The organism is uncultured Arthrobacter sp., from assembly GCF_947495145.1.
Classification (GTDB): domain Bacteria; phylum Actinomycetota; class Actinomycetes; order Actinomycetales; family Micrococcaceae; genus Arthrobacter_D.
Genome location: NZ_CANLXP010000004.1, coordinates 167,927 through 185,307 on the forward strand (window position 1 = coordinate 167,927; position 17,381 = coordinate 185,307).

The window sequence follows — 17,381 nt, forward strand, 5'->3', positions numbered from 1 at the left end:
GGGAACCGGCCTTCGCGGGATTGTCAGAGGCACCTGCCATGGTGGAGGCATGGATGGAAACACGCTTCTTCTCGTAGTTCTCACGGCAGTGTTAGGGCTGATTCTTGGCGGCGGCATCGCCGTTGTGCTCATGCGTCCGGTTCTCGCTGGGCTTCGGAACGACGTGGACGATGCCGGGACGAGGCTCGGTGCGGCGGTCTCCGCCCGTGCCGCAGCAGAAGCCGAGAACCGGATCCTGCATGTCCAGAACCAACAACTTCTGGAGCAGTCCGGCCAGGACCAGTCCGTCCTGCGTGCTCTTGCGCCGCTGGCAGACAAGCTCGGCCAGGTCCAGGCGCATGTGGGTCAGTTGGAGCGGGAGCGCGCGCAGCAGTTCGGTCAGCTTGCGCAGCAACTCCAGGAGGCCCAACTGTCTGATTCCAAGCTGCTGTCGACGACCCACTCACTCGCTTCCGCCCTGCGCAGCACCACAGCCCGCGGGCAATGGGGAGAAGTGCAGCTGAGGCGGATCGTCGAGGCTGCAGGCATGCTCGCCCGGGTGGACTTCTACGAGCAGGCAACGCTGACAATCGCTTCCCGGGAAAGCTCAACAAACTCGGTTCGCCCCGACATGGTTATCCAGCTACCGGGGAACAAGCAGATCGTCGTCGATTCGAAGGTTCCTCTGGACGCGTACCTTCAGGCCCAGTCTCACTCAGGCGGTGAGGAAGAGGACCGCAGCGGCTTGGAGGAATCACGTCGGAGGGAAATCCTGTCCCAGCATGTCAAGGCCGTCCGCGCCCACGTTGACGCGCTGGCGCGGAAGAAGTACTGGGAAGGCACGGATAACTCCCCTGACCTGGTCGTTTGTTTCATTCCGCTTGAATCCGTGCTGTCCAGTGCTCTACAGACGGATCCGGCGTTGCTGGACTACGCCTTTGCGCGCAACGTCGTGCTGGCTTCCCCGGTTTCGCTGCTCGCAATTTTGAAGGGGGTTGCCTTCAGCTGGCGTCAGGACGTCCTCACGGAGAACGCCAAGGAACTGTACGATCTTTCGCGCGAGTTGTATGACCGGCTCGGCACCATGGGGTCGCACATCACCCGGCTCGGCAGTTCGCTTAAGAGCTCAGTGGAGAAGTACAACTCCTTTGTCGGCACTCTGGAGTCACGGGTGCTGCCGACTGCGCGCCGGATTCATGCGTTCGAGGCTGACGGGAATGAATCGGGGCTGACAACCAAAGCTGTAGAAACCACTCCGCGCCTGCTGAGCGCTCCGGAACTCATAGACACCGAAGCGGACGGCGAGCCGGTGGAGAGATCAGCGTGAAAACGCACACTTCGGAGGCGTCAAGACGTTGGGCGCTGACCGCGTCCGCCGAGCCCGCTCGATGGGTCTCCCATGGCCTTCAGCGCAGCGCGGATCTCCTTCGGCAGCGAAAAGATAATGTCCTCTTCAGCCGTGACCACTTCCTCAACGTCCGCGTAACCGTAGTCGGCGAGCAGGCGCAGGACGTCCTGCACCAGGTTCTCGGGTACGGAGGCGCCGGAAGTGACACCAACCGTCGAGACCCCTTCGAACCACGACTCATCCACTTCGTTGGCGAAGTCAACCCGGTGTGAAGCCTTTGCTCCATATTCGAGCGCTACCTCAACCAACCGGACCGAATTCGAGGAGTTTGCTGAACCGACCACAATGACGAGATCAGCATCGGGCGCAATCTTTTTGATGGCCGCCTGGCGGTTGGACGTGGCATAACAGATGTCGTCGCTAGGAGGATCCTGCAGTGTCGGAAAACGTTGCTTCAGCAGCGCCACTGTTTCCATGGTTTCGTCGACACTGAGCGTAGTTTGCGACAGCCAGATCACCTTGTTCGGGTCACGGACGGTGACGCTGTCCACGTCCTCAGGACCATTGACGATCTGGATGTGCTCGGGGGCCTCCCCTGCAGTGCCCTCGACCTCCTCGTGCCCATCGTGGCCGATGAGCAGGATGTCGAAGTCATCCCGCGCGAAGCGCACCGCTTCACGGTGCACCTTGGTAACCAGCGGACACGTTGCGTCGATAGTCCTGAGATTGCGCTCCTCGGCGGAACGAATCACCGCCGGCGAGACACCGTGCGCGGAAAAGACTACGAGCGCTCCCTCAGGAACCTCGTCATTCTCTTCAACGAAAATGGCGCCCTTTTCTTCCAGTGTCGACACCACGTGGAGGTTATGGACGATCTGCTTCCGCACATATACCGGCGGGCCGTAATGTGCCAGCGCTTTTTCAACGGCGATCACAGCGCGATCAACTCCCGCGCAGTATCCACGCGGGGCTGCCAGGAGGACCTTGCGCGGCCCTGCGACAGGCGCGGCAGAGTGCACTTGTTCCGGCGAGCGGCGCTTCCGGGGCACCGTGGGCATGGGTACCGATACAGCTGTGAGGGACATATCTCCATGCTAACGGCCCATCCCGGCTGGCCTGCCGGGAGTAGGTGCCTGTCCGCTCAGAGCCGAGCGACCCCGGTGAACAAGGCGAACGGCGCCGCTAGCGTCGGGATCCGCTGAGCAACCTACCCGCGATGCCGGCGACCAGGAGGAGAATCCCGGCCGCCAATGCCGCGAGACACCATTCCTGGAAGTCGCTTGCTGCACGCTCGGCGAGCGCATCTTTGAAGACATCCGCAACAGCATTCCCATCAGCGACGTGGTCTACAAGATCCGGAGCGACGCTGGCACCGAGCCACAGCGCGGCGCCGCCGATCAGTATCCCGAGACCAAGGAGAGCGAGCGTGGTACTGCGACGGCGTGCGAGCAAAAGCGCAAGAACCGCTCCCACGCCGGCAGCGATGGTCAACGCAGGCCACAGGTTTGCCGCCGCCTGTACCCGCTCCACGACGGCTTGCTGGTTTGCGTCCCCGACGTTGACGAGAGTTTGTCCGGGGGCGGGAACGTCAACCCCGAGCTGGCCCCCGATTTCGTTCGTAATCAGCCTCACGAGAGGGGCGATATCCAACGTGAACGCAGCAGCTGCGCTGGTTTCACCTGCCTGCGGCTCCTGGTCGGAGAAAGTCAGGGCGTGCGAGCGGCGAAGCGTCTCCTGCCAAGCCGAATCGAAGTTCGGTAGCTGCGTTATGCCTTGCGTGACTTCCCGTACCACTGGTTCAAGAACCCCCGCGACCCCGGCAGGCACTTCCACGCCGGCCGCAGCTTCCTCGGACAGAGCGTCGGCGAGCGTACCCGTGAAGCCGGCGTCGCTGGCCAGCGGCGAGGCGAGCTCGACAAACCCGTCTTCAGCCACCACGTGGGAAGCGAGCCAGGCGCTCGGCAGTGCCACGAGACCGAGGACCAGGGCGAACAGGACAAAGAAGGCCGATCCAGCGGTTCTCATCAGCTCTCGTTCCGTTGATTGACGATCCTACGATTATGCCTGCGTCCGCGGTCATGCCTGCGGCCACCTTCCCCGTGCACGGTCCGGGTTCTCTTCCTGCACATGGGCGCTTCCGGTCCTGCACATAGGCACTTCCGGTCCTGCACATAGGCACTTCCGGTGCCGTGGATGTCGGGGGCACCTGATAAACATTAACCAGAAGAACGCGGAAAATAGCCTGGACAGGCAATGCACTGTTTATTGGGAGGATGCGGTAATTGATGAACCACGACGGCGCGCCGTTGGGCACCGTGGTCGCAGCTGACCCGCCAGCTGCAACAGATCCCTCCACTCTCCCGGAAACTGCAGCCGACACATCAGCGGAACGCCCTTGGCCACTGCATGTGCTTTCCGAGAAGTTGAAGGCCCACATCGAGCGTGCCCCTGCCGCCTGGGTTGAAGGGCAGGTCATTGAGCTCAACAAACGGGGAACAATGTGCTTCGTCACCCTTCGCGATGTGGATGCCGAAATATCCCTCTCCCTGACCGTCTGGGGCACTGTGATGGATCGGCTGACCGTGCCTCTGGAACGCGGATCCCGCGTTGTGGCCCGTCTCAAGGCGGACTTCTGGGTCAAGACCGGGCGGCTGTCCATGCAGGCCTGGGATATCCGTCCGGTCGGCCTTGGCGATCTGCTCGCCCGGATCGAGCGTCTTCGCCAGGCCCTGTCAGCTGAAGGGCTCTTCGCAGCACATCGAAAGCGTCCCCTCCCAGCGCTGCCGCATCGAATTGGGCTCATTACGGGACGTGATTCGGATGCTGAAAAGGACGTTCTGAAGAACGCCCGCCTGCGCTGGCCTGCGGTGGAGTTTGAAATACGAGAAGTCGCCGTGCAGGGTGTCAATGCCGTCTCGCAGATTCGTTCTGCGCTGTCGGAACTTGACCGGATGCCGGAGGTGGATGTCATCATCATCGCCCGCGGCGGGGGGTCCCTGGAGGATCTTCTTGCCTTCAGCAGCGAGGAACTCGTACGCGCCGTGTCTGCTGCCAGTACCCCCATCGTCAGCGCAATCGGTCACGAGGCTGACCACCCGCTGCTCGACGATGTGGCCGACCTCCGGGCCTCCACACCCACGGACGCTGCAAAGCGCGTTGTCCCCGACGTCACCGAGGAACAACAGCGCATCCGACAGGCGCGCGCACAGCTCTCCCGTTTCGTTGACCAGCTGATGTCGAGAGAAACTGAGCGGCTGGTACATCTGCGTTCCCGCCCGGTCCTCGCCCAACCCGCCGGCATGGTAACCGTCCGGCATGACGACCTTGTGCGGCTCCGCAACCGGAGCACCATGGCAATCGAAAGCGCACTGGCCCGAGAAACAGACCGGGTGTCCCACCTACGGGCACATGTGAGGTCACTCTCGCCCCAGAACACCCTGGACCGCGGATACGCGGTGGTACAGAACGAGCTGGGTGAAGTAGTGAGGACCCCCGACCAGGCGCCGCCGAATTCCCGGCTCGCCATCCGGGTTGCCGACGGAAAAATCAGCGCCCGCACCGAAACTCCTGCTGAGCCCCCCATCGATTCCCCCACCAGTAAGGACCAGAAATGACCGAGAATGCCGCCAGGGCCACAGCAGCATCCACCGATGTGTCGGCACTGAGCTACGAAGACGCGCGCGAGCAGTTGGTGAAGGTGGTCAGCCAGCTCGAGGCGGGCGGTGTGAGCCTTGAGCAGTCACTAGCGTTATGGGAACGCGGTGAAGCCCTCGCCGACCACTGCGAACAATGGCTGGAGGGTGCGCGCAAACGCCTCGCAGCTGCGCGGGAGACGGCCGATCCCGAGAACGCAGCGCAGGGCTGAGTCTCAGGTTTCGGCCAGCTTCGCCTTCTCAGCGGCGACGTCAAAGGTGGCTTTAGGCCAACTGAGCTGCATCCCGGCCAGTGCATCGGTCAGCAATTGCTGGACAGCAATCCGGGCATACCACTTGCGGTCTGCGGGGAGGACAAACCAGGGGGCGTCAGCAGTACTCGTTCGTTCGATAGCGATCTGGTAGGCGTGCTGGTATTCCTCCCAGAGTGCGCGCTCGGCCAAGTCTCCCGGGTTGTACTTCCAGTGCTTGTCTCTGCGTTCCAGCCGCTCACCCAAACGCTTTTTCTGCTCCTCTTTACCCAGGTGCAGCATCACCTTGATGATGCGGGTTCCCGATTCCACCAGGCCGGCCTCAAACTCCCGGATTTCCGCGTACCGATTGTCGAGGACGTCCGGCTCCGCAAGCTTGTGCACCCGGTGAATGAGCACGTCCTCGTAGTGCGACCGGTCGAACACGCCGATGATCCCCGGCCCTGGAAGTTCCCTGCGGACGCGCCAGAGGAAGTGATGCTTTTTCTCTGCCGCGGTGGGCGCCTTGAAGGCATGATGCCGAACCCCCTGTGGATCCACAGCTCCGACGACGTGCCGCACAATTCCGCCCTTGCCGGCGGTATCCATGGCCTGCAGGATCAACAGCACGGAGATATCGCTGCCGAACCGGCTCTCAGCGAATAACTTCTCCTGAAGTTCAGACAACCCCTCCTTGCCAGCTTCGAGCCGCGCCTTCCCTGCCTGCTTTCCGCCGCTGAAACCCGGAGTAGAGGCGGTATCGATCCGGGCCAGATCAAGGTCCGGCTCAGCGAGCAGCGACTGGGTGGGAGAAACGTTGAAGTCAGGAACACGGTGCATGGAACCTCCCTCGTTGAGGCGCCGCTGTGGCGCAGCTCAGGGCTTGTAGGTGCTAAGGAATTCTGCGAGGCGTCCTATCGCGTCTTCGATGTCTTCCACGTTGGGCAGTGTGACCATGCGGAAGTGATCCGGGTTGATCCAGTTGAATGCCGTACCGTGCGAAATAAGGATCTTCTGCTGTTTGAGCAGGTCAAGCGCAAACTGCTCGTCACTCTTGATCGGATACACCTCGGGATCAAGCTTCGGGAACAGATACAGCGCACCCTGCGCCAGTTCGCAGGAAACGCCCGGGATGGCGTTGAGCAGCTCATATGCCTTGTCCCGCTGCTGGCGAAGACGACCACCGGGCAGAATGAGGTCGTTGATGCTCTGATAGCCGCCGAGGGCGGTCTGGATGGCATGCTGCGCCGGAACGTTGGCACACAGCCGCATGTTGGCGAGCAGGTTGATGCCCTCAATGTAGTCAGCAGCTCGGTGCTTCGGGCCGGAGATAGCCATCCAGCCGCTCCGGAAACCAGCGATGCGGTATGCCTTCGACAGGCCGCTGAAAGTCAGGCAGAGGACATCCTCACCGGTGACTGAGGCAGCGTTCACGTGTACGGCGTCGTCGTACAGGATCTTCTCGTAGATTTCGTCCGCGAAAATGATGAGGTCATGGCGGCGCGCAAGATCCACGATCTGTTGGATCACGGAGCGGGGGTAGACGGCGCCCGTGGGATTGTTTGGGTTGATCAGCACGATCCCGCGCGTCTGCGGGGTGATCTTCGACTCGAGGTCCTCGACATCCGGCCACCAGGATTTACTCTCGTCGCACAGGTAGTGGACAGCCGTTCCGCCCGCCAGGCTGACCGAAGCGGTCCACAGCGGATAATCCGGAGTGGGCACCAGCACTTCTTCACCGTTGTTCAGCAGGGCCTGCAGAGAAAGCGTGATGAGCTCACTGACACCGTTGCCGAGGTAGACGTCGTCGACGTCGATGTTCTGGATGCCCCTGCCCTGGTAGTACTGGACCACTGCCGTTCGGGCCGAGAAGATGCCGCGTGAATCGCTGTAACCCTGCGCGGTCGGTAGGTTCCGGATCATGTCGACGAGGATCGCATCGGGCGCCTCAAAGCCGAAGGGCGCTGGATTGCCGATGTTCAGCTTGAGGATCCGGTGGCCTTCCGCCTCCATGATCTTGGCGTGCTCAAGCAGCGGCCCCCTGATGTCGTAGAGGACGTTGTGCAGCTTGTTGGATTGCTTGAATTCGGCCATTAACAAAGAATGCCATAGCCCGGGCCCACCCCCTCGCATTGTGATCAAGGGAACTGGGCAGGCCCGGGGCGAGGTGGAGTTACTCGCCGGCGAGACCGTTCTCGGCGAGCCAGTCTGCCGCGGCGTCTGCTGGGTTGCGCTTGTCGTCGCCGCTCACTTCGCGGTTGAGGTCGATGAGGTCTTCCGTGGTGAGCATGCTGGAGACTTCATTGAGAACCGATTGTGCCTCTTCGCCGACTGTGTCCAGGTTCACCAGCGGCAATACCTGCTGGGCGATGAAGTTGTTGGCCGGGTCCTCGAGCACAACCAGGTCATTGTCGGCAATGGACGGGGTGGTGGTGTAGATGTCAGCGACTTGGATGGTGTCGTTCAGCAGCGCTTCCAGCGTCACTGCACCGCCGCCGTCGTTAATAGCTTCGAAGGACTCCGGGACACAGCCGTAGTTTTCCTCCAGGCCGGGCAGTCCGTAGGCGCGCTCGGAGAACGTGCTCGGCGCACCGATGACCAGTTCGTCACACACCTCGGCCATGTCCTCGATCGAGGTCAGCCCGTACTCCTCAGCCGTAGCAGCCGTGACCACCATGGCGTCCTTGTTCTCCGCTTCGGCTGGTTCAAGGACGCCAAGGTTCATATCCGGCGTCTCAGCTTCCAGGGCCTCAGGAAGCGCCGTCATGATGTCCTCCGCGGATTCGGCGGTTGCCTCGGCATCCAGGAAGAGCAGCAGGTTACCGCTGTAGTCGGGGATGATGTCGACTGAGCCATCGACGAGCGCCTGATAGTAGATCTCGCGCGACCCGATGTTGAGCTGGGTGTCAGCCTCAATACCCGCAGCGTTGAGCGCGCCGGCATAAATTTCGGCGATGATCTGGCTCTCCGGGAAGTCGGCGGAGCCAACAGTCAGCGGCCCGCTGCTGCCCTCCGCGCCTTCGCTCTCCGTTCCACCCTGCGGATCCGAATTCACTCCGCAGGCCGTCATGGCGAGCGCCGCGGCCAACCCAGCGGTCAGGCCGAGCAGGCTGCGGCGCACGCCGCGCGTGGTTGTTCTGATCATGGTGTTCCTCCTTGTGGAACGACGTGGGCTTCCTGCCCACCGGTCTTTGACGGTTCCGCCGGTACGCGGGATGCCCGCAGGCCCGGCGATACAGCGAATCGTTGAAGCAGTGCCATGAAGCCGTCGACAGCGATGGCGACGACGGCGATCACCACGGCACCGCCGAAAAGGCGCCCGTTGTCCCGGAGTTGGGTGCCCTCGATGAGGAACACTCCCAGCCCGCCCAGGTTTATGAAGGCGACGACGGCGGCGGTCGCGACCACCTGTAGGACTGCTGCACGGAAGCCGCCGAGAATAACCTGCAGTCCGTTGGGCACTTCGACCCGGAACAGCACCTGCAATTCGGTCATGCCCATGCTCCGGGCGGCATCCACCACCGCGGGGTTCACTGAGGAGATACCGGCGTACACGCCCGCGAGAATGGGCGGAACGGCCAGGAGAACCAGTGCCCAGATCGGCGGCATCAGCCCCAGCCCCGCCAGCAGGACAAACAGAATCAGGACGCCGAGGGTGGGGAGGGCACGCAAGATGCCCACACCGGAGACGATGATCACGCGTCCTTTTCCCGTGTGCCCGACAATGAGGCCGACAGGAACGGCAATCGCCGCGGCGATCAGGATGGTGAGCGCGGTGTACCCGAGGTGCTCGACGATCCGGACCGGGATGCCATCGGGCCCGCTCCAGTTCGGGCCGAAGGTGAGCCACTCGAACATCTGGACCAGGAGGTTGCTGCTCGAGTAATCCATCAGTAGACACCTCCGGCCCGTGCGGCATCAGCGGAAAGATTTGCCTCCCGGGTAACAGCCATGGGATCAATGGGCTTTTCCGTGACCTTCGCCGCCCGCGCCCACGGCGTGAGCACTTTTTCGAGAACCACGAGCAGCAGGTCCATCACGAGTGCGAGGATCAGGGTCACGACAATCCCGATCACGATCTCGGTCGGGAAGGACCGGAACAGCCCGTCCGTGAACAGGGTGCCGAGGCTTGGAATTCCGATGAGCGCACCCACGCTCACCAGTGAAATATTCGTGACCGAGATGACCCTCAGGCCGGCGAACAGCACGGGGATGGACAGCGGCAGGTCCACGGTGAGGAAGCGGCGCAGCGGCGTGAAGCCCATCGCGACCGCAGCCTGTCGGACGCCGTCGTCGATTGAGTTGAGCGCATCCAGGGTTGAGCGGATAAGAAGCGCTACGGCGTAGATGGTCAGCGCCACGATCACGTTCGCCATGTCGAGCACCTGGGTGCCCAGAATCAGCGGTAGAAGAACGAACATCGCCAGGGACGGCACGGTGTACAGCAGTGCGGAGGTCGTGAGGATCACCCCTCCCAGCGGCTTGTTCAGCCGGGCAAGCTGCGCCACGGGGATGGCGATAACGACGCCGAACACCAGCGGAAGGATTGCCTGCACGAGGTGGTAACCGGTCAGTTCCGCGATGTACGAAAAGTTGTCTATGAACCACTCCATGTCAGACCGCCGTATTGTGATCGGCGCGGCCGCGGTTCAGGCGTGCCTCCTCGATGAGTTCAAGCACCTCCGCGGCCTGGACTACCCCGAGCACCCTGCCGCGCTCATCCACCGTTACGCCCAGGCCGGACGGCGCGGACAATGCGGCGTCAAGGGCACGGCGCAGCGAATCGCCACGGCGGTACAGCGAACCGCCGGGCACGACGTCGGCACCTGAGCGGATGCTGTGCCGCTTGGCCTGCGGCACCCAGCCCTGCGGACGTCCGTCGTCGTCAACCGCCAGTGTCCAGGAGGAATCTACAGTCACGTCCTGATCGGCGAGCCTGCTCACCCTGACCGTCTCGATGGGGTGGACGGTAACACCGTCACCGGTCTGGAAGGACAGCCGGCGGAAGCCGCGGTCCCTGCCGACGAAGCTTGCCACGAAGTCGTCCACGGGTGCGCGCAGAATCTCCTCGGGGGCCGCGTACTGGGCGAGGCGGCCTCCCGTGGCAAAAACCGCCACCTTGTCGCCGAGGATCGTGGCCTCATCGATGTCGTGGGTGACGAAGACGATGGTCTTTGCCAGATCACGCTGCAGGCGCAGCAACTCTTCCTGGAGTTCCTGGCGGACCACCGGGTCGACGGCGCTGAACGGCTCATCCATCAGCAGGATCGGCGGGTCTGCGGCGAGGGCGCGCGCCACACCGACGCGCTGCTGCTGGCCGCCGGACAGCTGGCCCGGGTACCGCTTGCCGAGTACTGAAGCGAGCCCGACGACGTCGAGCAGCTCTGCTGCCCGCTTCCGTGCAGTTGACCGCGGCACCCCATTCAGTCTCGGTACCGTCATGATGTTGTCGAGCACAGTGCGGTGCGGCAGCAGACCCGAAGACTGCATGACGTACCCCATGGACCGGCGCAACTCGGAGGCGCGCTGCCGACCGATGTCCCGGCCGTCGACGACGATGGAACCGGACGTGGGCTCCACCATGCGGTTGATCATGCGCAGTGACGTGGTCTTGCCGCAGCCTGAAGGGCCCACGAGGACGGTGATGGTTCCCCGCTCGATGTCCATAGTGAGATTCTCGACGGCCGGGGCCGCGCCTCCGTAGCGCTTGGACACGTTGCGGAACCGAATCATTGCAGTGGAGCCGGAGCTGCCCTCGCCGGGGTCTGGAGTTTCGCCAGTCATGAAGCTATCCCTTTCATCGACGTCAGGCCCGGCCCGTGCCGCTCCCAAGCGATTCCACGCACCCACGACCCGCGGAAAGACGTTGGGCGGGGCATCATCTTGTTGAGTCTAGCTAGGCGTTCGTACCGCACAAGCGCTTGTATGGCCCATCCGGAGACTTTGTTTCGAATCGGCAGCACGGAACCGGTTCCCTCTTGATGAGCGGTGTTGTAAGTCACCAACACCGCGTTTCTCACCCCTCCGCGAAACGGTTTCGATAGTCCTTCGCCTTGGCCGCCTCTTTCGCCACCCGATGAAACGACTTGCCGTGGCGGCGTTGCTCCACGACGCTCTGACGACGGTGGAGGCTGGCAAGTTCCCGCTGCATCTTTTGGTAACTGAGCCAGCGGCGCTCCTCCAGGGCACCTCCGTCCATAGCCGCCTGGACAGCGCACCCGGGTTCGGCATTATGGGCGCAATCGTTGAAGCGGCAGTGTGGAAAAAGCTCCTCGATATCCCCGAACACCGCCTCGAGACCGTCCTCCGCATCCCATAGAGCAAATCCCCGGACGCCCGGCGTATCCATGAGCACCGAGCCGGATCCAAGCGGAATGAGTTCGCGTGCCGTTGTTGTGTGCCGTCCCTTGCCGTCCCCCGCGCGCACCTGTCCCGTGTCCTGGACGTCGGTCTCGGCGAGCGCGTTGATCAGAGTCGATTTGCCGGCCCCGGACGGCCCGATCAGCGCCAGCGTGTTTCCGGCACCGATCCGCTCGTGCAGTGCATCTAGGCCGTCTCCGGCCTCGGCGGAGGTTGTGAAAACCTCCACGCCGCGGGCACGTTCGATGGTCTGGGCAACCACTTCATCGAACCGGCTGCTGAGGTCGGCTTTGGTCAGGATGATGATCGGGACTGCCCCCGAGTCCCATGCCGCGACAAGGGTTCGTTCGAGCCGGTTGGCCGACAGCGGACGGTCGATGGGCACCACCACGCCCACGAGGTCGAGGTTGGCGCCCAGGACCTGCGCCTCGGACAGCGGATCATGCGCCCGCTTCCGCTGCAGGGTGGCGTAGCGCGGAAGGATGCCGACGACTACGGGTGGCGAGGCGCCGTCGTCGTTGTTGCGTGCCAGCGCCACCCAGTCCCCGGTGACCACGCTGCCGTCGGTTTCCACGTGCAGCGGCCCGTGATGCGTCATCAGCAGGACGCGCCCCCGGTCGGCGCGGACCGCTCGGGCCGGCTCAATGGCCGGAAGTTCAGTTGGAGATTCAGCTGAAGAGATCGCGGAGGGGAAAGATAGAAGGAACAGACCACGGATGCGGTCGGTGAAGCCGTATTCGGCAAGAGTGTTCAAGGGAAGTCCTTTGGAAGGGCCTCCACCCGTTGCAGGGAACGAGTCAGTGCGAATGCAGGTGGGAGGCGGGGGCTACGAATTGGATCGTTGGTAGTGCCTTTACAGGGCGAAATACAGCAACAGAGACCGTGTTCATAACGTCACCTCCCTCAGCGCCGATGGCGAGTCGATTGAGTTCCCGGTGGTCCGAGGACTGACAGAAGAGTTTTATAGTAGCGCCCGGCTGGGACTTTGGTAAGAGAGCAAAATCGCTTTGTCGACGAGGTCGACGCGCGTCAGGTTGGACACCTCGGCGATTGGAACCCAGGCCGCTTCATCGGTCGACCCGTCCAGCTCATGAACGAGCTCACCCGACACGGGATGCGCGCGGTAAACAATCCGAAGCGCATGCAGAGGCCTGCCCGAGCCGTTCAGCCGGTCCTCCGGCCGGATTTGCAGGCTGTCCACTCCGAGGAGCTCGTCAAGTTCGACGACGTAGCCCGTCTCCTCCAGCACCTCGCGGACTGCCGCGGTGGGCGCATCCTCGCCCAGTTCGAGACCACCGCCGGGGAGCGTCCATCCCTGTTTGCCGTGCTCGTTCCAGTGCGCAAGCAGGATCATCCCGTTCCGAACGACGACGGCATACGCACCTACCCGGGTGTCCCACTCCTGCGCCATGAACGCCAGTCTAAACCTGCCGCGCGTGGGCCCGGAGCGGTGCCAGCCTGCTGCAGCAGCAGCGCGCCGCCGGCTACAGCGCGCCGGTGCGCAGCAGGTAGTCCACACCGTGCACGGGGTCGATGCCGAGGAACCACACCTCGTCGAATCCCTCCTCCGCGAGCCCGGCGCGCAGGAGTTCCTGCAGCTTCGGCTGGTGCACCGCCAGGCCGCCGCCGATGATGACAGGACGGCGCACGCCGAGAACCGAGGCAACGTCGGCAATGAGACCGCGGAGGTGGCGGGCGCCGCTGTTGATGATCTGCTGCGCGGCCTCGTCGCCGGCCTTGGCCGCGTCGAACACGAGATGCGCGTGGCCGGCCCAGTAACGTCTTCCGGAAGGCCCGTGAAACAGGGCGATGAGCTCTTCGGGCTTCTGCACCCCGGCGGCCCGGAGCAGCGACTCGCCCAAGATGCCGAGCGGTTCTGCACGGTTGAAGCGGTGAAGCGTTGCGCGCACCGCTTCACGGCCCACCCAGTACCCGCTGCCCTCATCGCCGAGCAGGTACCCCCAGCCACCCGAACGCGCCTGCCTGCCCTCGCTGTCCAGTCCCCATGCCACGGATCCTGTGCCGGCAATGACTGCAATGCCGGTCGTGGCTGCGCCGGCGGCGAGGATAAGGCGCGTGTCATGCACAACGTCTATGCGGGCGTTCGGCACCTGCCGGGCGATCAGTTCCCTGAGGGCCTCGGCGTCGTCGTCGGTGTCCACGCCGCCGGACCCCGCCACCACGCGGCCGACCCGACCGGCCAGGGCCGTGAACAGTTCGGCCAGGTTCCGGTCAGCTTCCTCCCGCGGAACGTTCTGGACGTTGGCGCTGCCGCAGATTGCTTCCGCCACCACTTCTCCGTCGCGCCACCGCACTCCATGGGTTTTTGTTCCACCGATGTCGAGACCGACGACGTCGGAAGCTGGGAACTCGTCGAGCGTGTGCTTTGGCATGGGCACAAGGTTACGCACCCGCCGGTAGGCTAAAGGAATTCCCGCAGACAGGACCACAGGCGAAGCAGGAGCTCCCGCATGACGAACAGTGGCAAAGCGGACGGACTCGATCCGGTGGACCGTCGGATTGTGCAGGAGTTGCTCGCAGATGCGCGGATCACCAATGCGCAGCTCGCCGAGAAGGTGGGCGTTGCACCCTCCACGGCGCTGCTCCGAACCAGGCAGCTGACTGAGCGGAGAGTCATCACCGGCTACCACGCCGAACTGAACCTCGCCGCGATCGGGCGGGCCGTGCAGGCCCTGATCTCAGTGCAGCTGAAGGGCCACAACCGTGAGGAGATCGACAGGTTCACCTCACGGGTACCCGGCCTGCCCGAGGTGGTTGCCACCTTCCACGTATCAGGCGCGGTGGACTACCTGATTCACCTCGCGGTTCCCGACACCGATGCCCTGAGGGACTGGGTGCTGGACTACCTAACGACGGATCCGGTTGTGGGGCACACGGAGACCACCCTCATTTTCAACCGTATGGAAGGCAACGCGGGCCTGCTTCCGCCTTCCTAGCGCCAGAGTCTTCGTAGCGCCTGAGTATGCCTAGTGCCAGAGTCCGGAATGGCGCAGGGCCGCTCCGTCACGGAGACGTTCCTCATGTGCACTGTGGTTCAGCATGGCGTGTTCCTGTGCAGCCAGCCGCTCGCCTGTGGTGACGAGCCAGCGGCCAACGGTGATGAGGAGGGCGTCGAATCCGGAGGGTTGCGCGGGTGGATAGAAGCCGCTGAGCGTGGTCATGGCGTGTTCTCTTTTCGGAAAGGAGGCTCAGGGAACTGGCCCTGAACGATGGGGAAGGTATTGAGGTGAATCTGTACCGCCTTGGCGTCAGGCGATGCGGTGCCGTTCGGGCGGTATTTTTCGAAGAGGTCGCGTGCAAGCCGCATCAGCTCATCCGACAACTCGGCCAGCTGGGCAGCCGTGAGGCGTGCATTGATGGTGGAGATGACCGAGGCATCCAGCCACTCCTCCGGGAGCACGAGCGGACCGCGCTCCATGTAGTCCTCGAGCAGTGCTGCCCGGTTGTGGCTGAACTCCCGATTGACGATTGCGGCAACATCCCGGGTGCCGGGATCCTGAGCCATTTCGCTGGAGTAGAGGTTGAGGGCGCCGGGTGGGCGCTCCCACCAGCGCTCACGCGCTGATCCCCGACCCTCCACTTCGCGGACGAGCTGGTGTCTGGCCAGCTGCCGGAGGTGGTAGCTGGTGGAGCCGCTCGACTCACCGAGCCGGGCAGCGAGCGCACTGGCAGTCTGCGGTCCGAACTGCGACAACGCATTGAGGAGCTGGATCCTAAGTGGATGCGTGAGCGCCTTCAGTGCGTTGATATCGACGGTGCGATCGTTCGGCTTAGCTGACTCCATAGCAGCAGAATACGCTTGCAAAGCTTTCTTTGCAATGCTTTGTTTGCAAAGAACATTTTGCTGGTCTTAGCCGCCCGTCATGACGCTTCGCCGGAGGACAACCGCCATGGCCACGCAGGCTGCGGCGACCATCACTGCGAAGAATCCGACCGCCGTCGTCAGCCCTACGGCATCGGCAGCAAGCCCAAGGCCCAGTACCGGGACCGCACTGCCCAGATAGGTAATCACGTAGACCGTACTGATGATCTGCGCATGCTGAGATCCCTCAACCTGCTGCGCAACTGCGTTGAAGACGGTCCGGAAGGCAACGCCCTGACCTGCCCCGGCAAGAACCAGCGCCGCGATCAGGAGCGGAACATTGCCAACAGCGCCCGCCACCGGAATCAGCGCGACCCCGACCGCCATCACGAGCAGGCCGCGCACGCCAGCCTGAGCAGGCTTCGCGGCGCCCTGCGGGAACAGCTGGCTCGCTGCCGAAACCGCCAGCACCAGGCCGGCGATCAATCCGACGATCGGCCTGCCGACCTCTCCGGCCATGGTGGTGACATACGTTGGCGCCAGGCTGAGCGAAAAACCGAAGACCGCGAAGCTGAGGAACCCGACGGCGGAGGCGGACCAGAATGCCCGGCGCGCGGTTCGTGACACGGCAGGGCGCCTTGGCTTCAGCGCGGACAGCGGCCGCACGGGCTGCGCCTGCTTGATCGCCGGGCGCGCATCTAGGAGCACCAGCGGAATCAGCAGCAAGGTCAGGAAGACCGCGTACAGCCCGAATGGTACCCGGGTGGGTTCGGGCAGCAGCGACAGCAGTCCGCCGATCATCGGCCCCGCCGCCACTCCCCCGGCGGATGCCACCAGGGTAAAGCGTGACGCCCATTCCGGGCGGTGCGGCAATAGATCCCGAAGGGCGGCTGAACCGGCTCCGGTAGCGCACGCCACGGCGGCGCCCTGAAGGCAGCGGCCCAGCACCAGCAGCGGAAGCGAGGTGGCGGCGCCAAAAACAACGGCTCCCAGAACGCCGGTCAGAACGGCGAGCACCAGTGCAGCCCGGCGGCCGATATGATCCGACCAGTGACCCACCAGAAGCAGGCCCGCGACCAGGGTCAGGACATACGCGGCGAAAGCTACCGTCGTATCGAAGGCGCTCAGGCCAAGGCCGGCGCGGATGAGCGGGTAGAGCGGAGTCGCAAGATTCGCCCCGACAAGCAGGGTGGCCAGAACGACGACGGTGAGACCCAGCCGGGTGCGCACCGATGCGTCCCAGCGGGGAGCCTTCACGGGGGCAGGGCGCATGCGCAATTCGCTGATGACGCTCATGCTCACCTTCCGTCGATTCTTACCATTCCTCCTATTGATGGTGAGGTCTAAGTGTTAGCGTGGGAGCTCAAACGGACGTACTTTGATCATCGTGCTCAAAACTTGAGGAGATCCGGCTCCCCAACGGGCGCAACGAGGAGTTGAGCGCATGCTGGACCAGACCGACATCCGCCTCCTGCGCGAGCTTGTCCGAGACCCGCGCTCACAGGTCAGCCAATTGAGCGAAACGCTTGGTATGGCGCGCAACACAGCGCAGGCGAGAATGCAGCGCTTGTTTCGGTCGGGAATCCTGCGCCGGAGCGGAAGGGAACTGGATCTTGCCCGCCTGGATTACGACGTCGTCGCTTTCGTCACGATCGAAGTGACCCACCGCGAGCTGGACGGTGTCATTTCTGCCCTGCGAACGCTGGAGCATGTGCTCGAAGTCCATGAAATTTCCGGCAGGGGCGATGTCTGGTGCCGGGTTGCGGCGAAGGACACGCATCAGCTGCAGTCAGCCCTCCGGTCGATTCTGCGCATCAAGGGTGTCATCCGTACTGAAACAGTCCTGGCGCTCCATGAACACATTCCGTACCGCGTGGAGCCGCTGCTTGACCGCCTGCTCACCGAGAAGTCACAGGGCAAACACGTCACGGGCGGCTGAACAGTTGCCACCTGAACCGCTGCCCGTGCAGAAAGTTGCCGCCGTTCTC

Annotated in this window: 19 protein-coding genes; 5 read left to right on the top strand and 14 right to left on the bottom strand. The window is 63.4% G+C overall.

What is annotated here, in order from left to right; genetic code table 11:
- The first annotated feature begins 49 nt into the window (after window positions 1-49).
- Window positions 50-1,306 (top strand): DNA recombination protein RmuC, encoded by a 1,257-nt coding sequence (locus Q0877_RS04705; RefSeq protein WP_299166139.1) that lies wholly within the window; start codon window positions 50-52, stop codon window positions 1,304-1,306.
- A 20-nt stretch (window positions 1,307-1,326) separates the two neighbouring features.
- On the opposite strand, the gene Q0877_RS04710 is transcribed toward Q0877_RS04705, so the two are convergent.
- Both Q0877_RS04710 and Q0877_RS04715 read right to left on the bottom strand, forming a co-directional pair.
- The gene (locus Q0877_RS04710) at window positions 1,327-2,412 is read right to left on the bottom strand and encodes a 4-hydroxy-3-methylbut-2-enyl diphosphate reductase (protein ID WP_299166140.1); all 1,086 of its coding nucleotides are present in this window, start codon (window positions 2,410-2,412) and stop codon (window positions 1,327-1,329) included.
- A gap of 97 nt (window positions 2,413-2,509) precedes the next feature.
- Window positions 2,510-3,352 carry a hypothetical protein gene (locus tag Q0877_RS04715; protein ID WP_299166141.1) on the bottom strand — a complete coding sequence of 281 codons (843 nt, stop codon included), beginning with the start codon at window positions 3,350-3,352 and terminating at the stop codon, window positions 2,510-2,512.
- A gap of 260 nt (window positions 3,353-3,612) precedes the next feature.
- Between Q0877_RS04715 and xseA the strand changes: the two genes are divergently transcribed.
- Together xseA and Q0877_RS04725 are read left to right on the top strand one after the other, a co-directional pair.
- Window positions 3,613-4,941: an exodeoxyribonuclease VII large subunit gene (gene xseA, locus Q0877_RS04720; protein WP_299166142.1), complete on the top strand. Its 1,329-nt coding sequence runs from the start codon at window positions 3,613-3,615 to the stop codon at window positions 4,939-4,941.
- Complete coding sequence (locus Q0877_RS04725) at window positions 4,938-5,192, top strand: exodeoxyribonuclease VII small subunit (RefSeq protein WP_299166144.1); 255 nt, start codon at window positions 4,938-4,940, stop codon at window positions 5,190-5,192. The genes xseA and Q0877_RS04725 overlap by 4 nt, the downstream gene beginning before the upstream one ends.
- Window positions 5,193-5,195: 3 nt before the next feature.
- On the opposite strand, the gene Q0877_RS04730 is transcribed toward Q0877_RS04725, so the two are convergent.
- From Q0877_RS04730 to Q0877_RS04770, 9 genes are all read right to left on the bottom strand, one after another.
- Window positions 5,196-6,050, bottom strand: coding sequence for a PPK2 family polyphosphate kinase (locus Q0877_RS04730; protein ID WP_299166145.1), 855 nt, complete (start codon window positions 6,048-6,050; stop codon window positions 5,196-5,198).
- 36 nt (window positions 6,051-6,086) lie between these two features.
- The gene (locus tag Q0877_RS04735; protein WP_299166146.1) at window positions 6,087-7,304 is read right to left on the bottom strand and encodes a pyridoxal phosphate-dependent aminotransferase; all 1,218 of its coding nucleotides are present in this window, start codon (window positions 7,302-7,304) and stop codon (window positions 6,087-6,089) included.
- Window positions 7,305-7,383: 79 nt separating this feature from the next.
- Window positions 7,384-8,355, bottom strand: a complete 972-nt coding sequence (locus tag Q0877_RS04740; RefSeq protein WP_299166147.1) for an ABC transporter substrate-binding protein — start codon at window positions 8,353-8,355, stop codon at window positions 7,384-7,386.
- Window positions 8,352-9,101, bottom strand: coding sequence for an ABC transporter permease (locus Q0877_RS04745; protein ID WP_299166148.1), 750 nt, complete (start codon window positions 9,099-9,101; stop codon window positions 8,352-8,354). Before Q0877_RS04745 ends, Q0877_RS04740 begins: the two co-directional genes overlap by 4 nt.
- Window positions 9,101-9,823 carry an ABC transporter permease gene (locus tag Q0877_RS04750; RefSeq protein ID WP_299166150.1) on the bottom strand — a complete coding sequence of 241 codons (723 nt, stop codon included), beginning with the start codon at window positions 9,821-9,823 and terminating at the stop codon, window positions 9,101-9,103. Before Q0877_RS04750 ends, Q0877_RS04745 begins: the two co-directional genes overlap by 1 nt.
- Before the next feature lies 1 nt (window position 9,824).
- Complete coding sequence (locus Q0877_RS04755; protein ID WP_299166204.1) at window positions 9,825-10,943, bottom strand: ABC transporter ATP-binding protein; 1,119 nt, start codon at window positions 10,941-10,943, stop codon at window positions 9,825-9,827.
- Between the two features lie 283 nt (window positions 10,944-11,226).
- The gene (rsgA, locus tag Q0877_RS04760) at window positions 11,227-12,252 is read right to left on the bottom strand and encodes a ribosome small subunit-dependent GTPase A (RefSeq protein ID WP_299166205.1); all 1,026 of its coding nucleotides are present in this window, start codon (window positions 12,250-12,252) and stop codon (window positions 11,227-11,229) included.
- A gap of 279 nt (window positions 12,253-12,531) precedes the next feature.
- Window positions 12,532-12,981 carry an NUDIX hydrolase gene (locus tag Q0877_RS04765; protein WP_299166151.1) on the bottom strand — a complete coding sequence of 150 codons (450 nt, stop codon included), beginning with the start codon at window positions 12,979-12,981 and terminating at the stop codon, window positions 12,532-12,534.
- A 73-nt stretch (window positions 12,982-13,054) separates the two neighbouring features.
- Complete coding sequence (locus Q0877_RS04770; protein WP_299166152.1) at window positions 13,055-13,963, bottom strand: N-acetylglucosamine kinase; 909 nt, start codon at window positions 13,961-13,963, stop codon at window positions 13,055-13,057.
- Window positions 13,964-14,041: 78 nt separating this feature from the next.
- Here Q0877_RS04770 and Q0877_RS04775 point away from each other — a divergent pair, with 78 nt between their 5' ends.
- Window positions 14,042-14,527, top strand: coding sequence for an Lrp/AsnC family transcriptional regulator (locus Q0877_RS04775; RefSeq protein WP_299166153.1), 486 nt, complete (start codon window positions 14,042-14,044; stop codon window positions 14,525-14,527).
- A 30-nt stretch (window positions 14,528-14,557) separates the two neighbouring features.
- Here Q0877_RS04775 and Q0877_RS04780 read toward each other — a convergent pair whose 3' ends face one another.
- The 3 genes from Q0877_RS04780 to Q0877_RS04790 form a co-directional block, all read right to left on the bottom strand.
- The gene (locus Q0877_RS04780) at window positions 14,558-14,752 is read right to left on the bottom strand and encodes a hypothetical protein (RefSeq protein WP_299166154.1); all 195 of its coding nucleotides are present in this window, start codon (window positions 14,750-14,752) and stop codon (window positions 14,558-14,560) included.
- Window positions 14,749-15,375, bottom strand: a complete 627-nt coding sequence (locus tag Q0877_RS04785) for a helix-turn-helix domain-containing protein (protein ID WP_299166155.1) — start codon at window positions 15,373-15,375, stop codon at window positions 14,749-14,751. Before Q0877_RS04785 ends, Q0877_RS04780 begins: the two co-directional genes overlap by 4 nt.
- Window positions 15,376-15,441: 66 nt before the next feature.
- Window positions 15,442-16,689, bottom strand: coding sequence for an MFS transporter (locus tag Q0877_RS04790; RefSeq protein ID WP_299166156.1), 1,248 nt, complete (start codon window positions 16,687-16,689; stop codon window positions 15,442-15,444).
- A gap of 148 nt (window positions 16,690-16,837) precedes the next feature.
- On the opposite strand from Q0877_RS04790, the gene Q0877_RS04795 reads away from it, so the two are divergent.
- On the top strand, window positions 16,838-17,332 hold the full coding sequence (locus Q0877_RS04795; protein WP_299166158.1) for an Lrp/AsnC family transcriptional regulator: 495 nt from the start codon (window positions 16,838-16,840) through the stop codon (window positions 17,330-17,332).
- Window positions 17,333-17,381 lie beyond the last annotated feature (49 nt).

Excerpts from the sequence above, each read along its gene's own strand:
- Q0877_RS04705 (WP_299166139.1), top strand. The coding sequence starts at position 50 with ATGGATGGAAACACGCTTCTTCTCGTAGTTCTCACGGCAGTGTTAGGG.
- Q0877_RS04710 (WP_299166140.1), bottom strand. The coding sequence starts at position 2,412 with ATGTCCCTCACAGCTGTATCGGTACCCATGCCCACGGTGCCCCGGAAG.
- Q0877_RS04715 (WP_299166141.1), bottom strand. The coding sequence starts at position 3,352 with ATGAGAACCGCTGGATCGGCCTTCTTTGTCCTGTTCGCCCTGGTCCTC.
- xseA (WP_299166142.1), top strand. The coding sequence starts at position 3,613 with ATGAACCACGACGGCGCGCCGTTGGGCACCGTGGTCGCAGCTGACCCG.
- Q0877_RS04725 (WP_299166144.1), top strand. The coding sequence starts at position 4,938 with ATGACCGAGAATGCCGCCAGGGCCACAGCAGCATCCACCGATGTGTCG.
- Q0877_RS04730 (WP_299166145.1), bottom strand. The coding sequence starts at position 6,050 with ATGCACCGTGTTCCTGACTTCAACGTTTCTCCCACCCAGTCGCTGCTC.
- Q0877_RS04735 (WP_299166146.1), bottom strand. The coding sequence starts at position 7,304 with ATGGCCGAATTCAAGCAATCCAACAAGCTGCACAACGTCCTCTACGAC.
- Q0877_RS04740 (WP_299166147.1), bottom strand. The coding sequence starts at position 8,355 with ATGATCAGAACAACCACGCGCGGCGTGCGCCGCAGCCTGCTCGGCCTG.
- Q0877_RS04745 (WP_299166148.1), bottom strand. The coding sequence starts at position 9,101 with ATGGATTACTCGAGCAGCAACCTCCTGGTCCAGATGTTCGAGTGGCTC.
- Q0877_RS04750 (WP_299166150.1), bottom strand. The coding sequence starts at position 9,823 with ATGGAGTGGTTCATAGACAACTTTTCGTACATCGCGGAACTGACCGGT.
- Q0877_RS04755 (WP_299166204.1), bottom strand. The coding sequence starts at position 10,943 with ATGATTCGGTTCCGCAACGTGTCCAAGCGCTACGGAGGCGCGGCCCCG.
- Q0877_RS04765 (WP_299166151.1), bottom strand. The coding sequence starts at position 12,981 with ATGGCGCAGGAGTGGGACACCCGGGTAGGTGCGTATGCCGTCGTCGTT.
- Q0877_RS04770 (WP_299166152.1), bottom strand. The coding sequence starts at position 13,963 with ATGCCAAAGCACACGCTCGACGAGTTCCCAGCTTCCGACGTCGTCGGT.
- Q0877_RS04775 (WP_299166153.1), top strand. The coding sequence starts at position 14,042 with ATGACGAACAGTGGCAAAGCGGACGGACTCGATCCGGTGGACCGTCGG.
- Q0877_RS04780 (WP_299166154.1), bottom strand. The coding sequence starts at position 14,752 with ATGACCACGCTCAGCGGCTTCTATCCACCCGCGCAACCCTCCGGATTC.
- Q0877_RS04785 (WP_299166155.1), bottom strand. The coding sequence starts at position 15,375 with ATGGAGTCAGCTAAGCCGAACGATCGCACCGTCGATATCAACGCACTG.
- Q0877_RS04790 (WP_299166156.1), bottom strand. The coding sequence starts at position 16,689 with ATGAGCGTCATCAGCGAATTGCGCATGCGCCCTGCCCCCGTGAAGGCT.
- Q0877_RS04795 (WP_299166158.1), top strand. The coding sequence starts at position 16,838 with ATGCTGGACCAGACCGACATCCGCCTCCTGCGCGAGCTTGTCCGAGAC.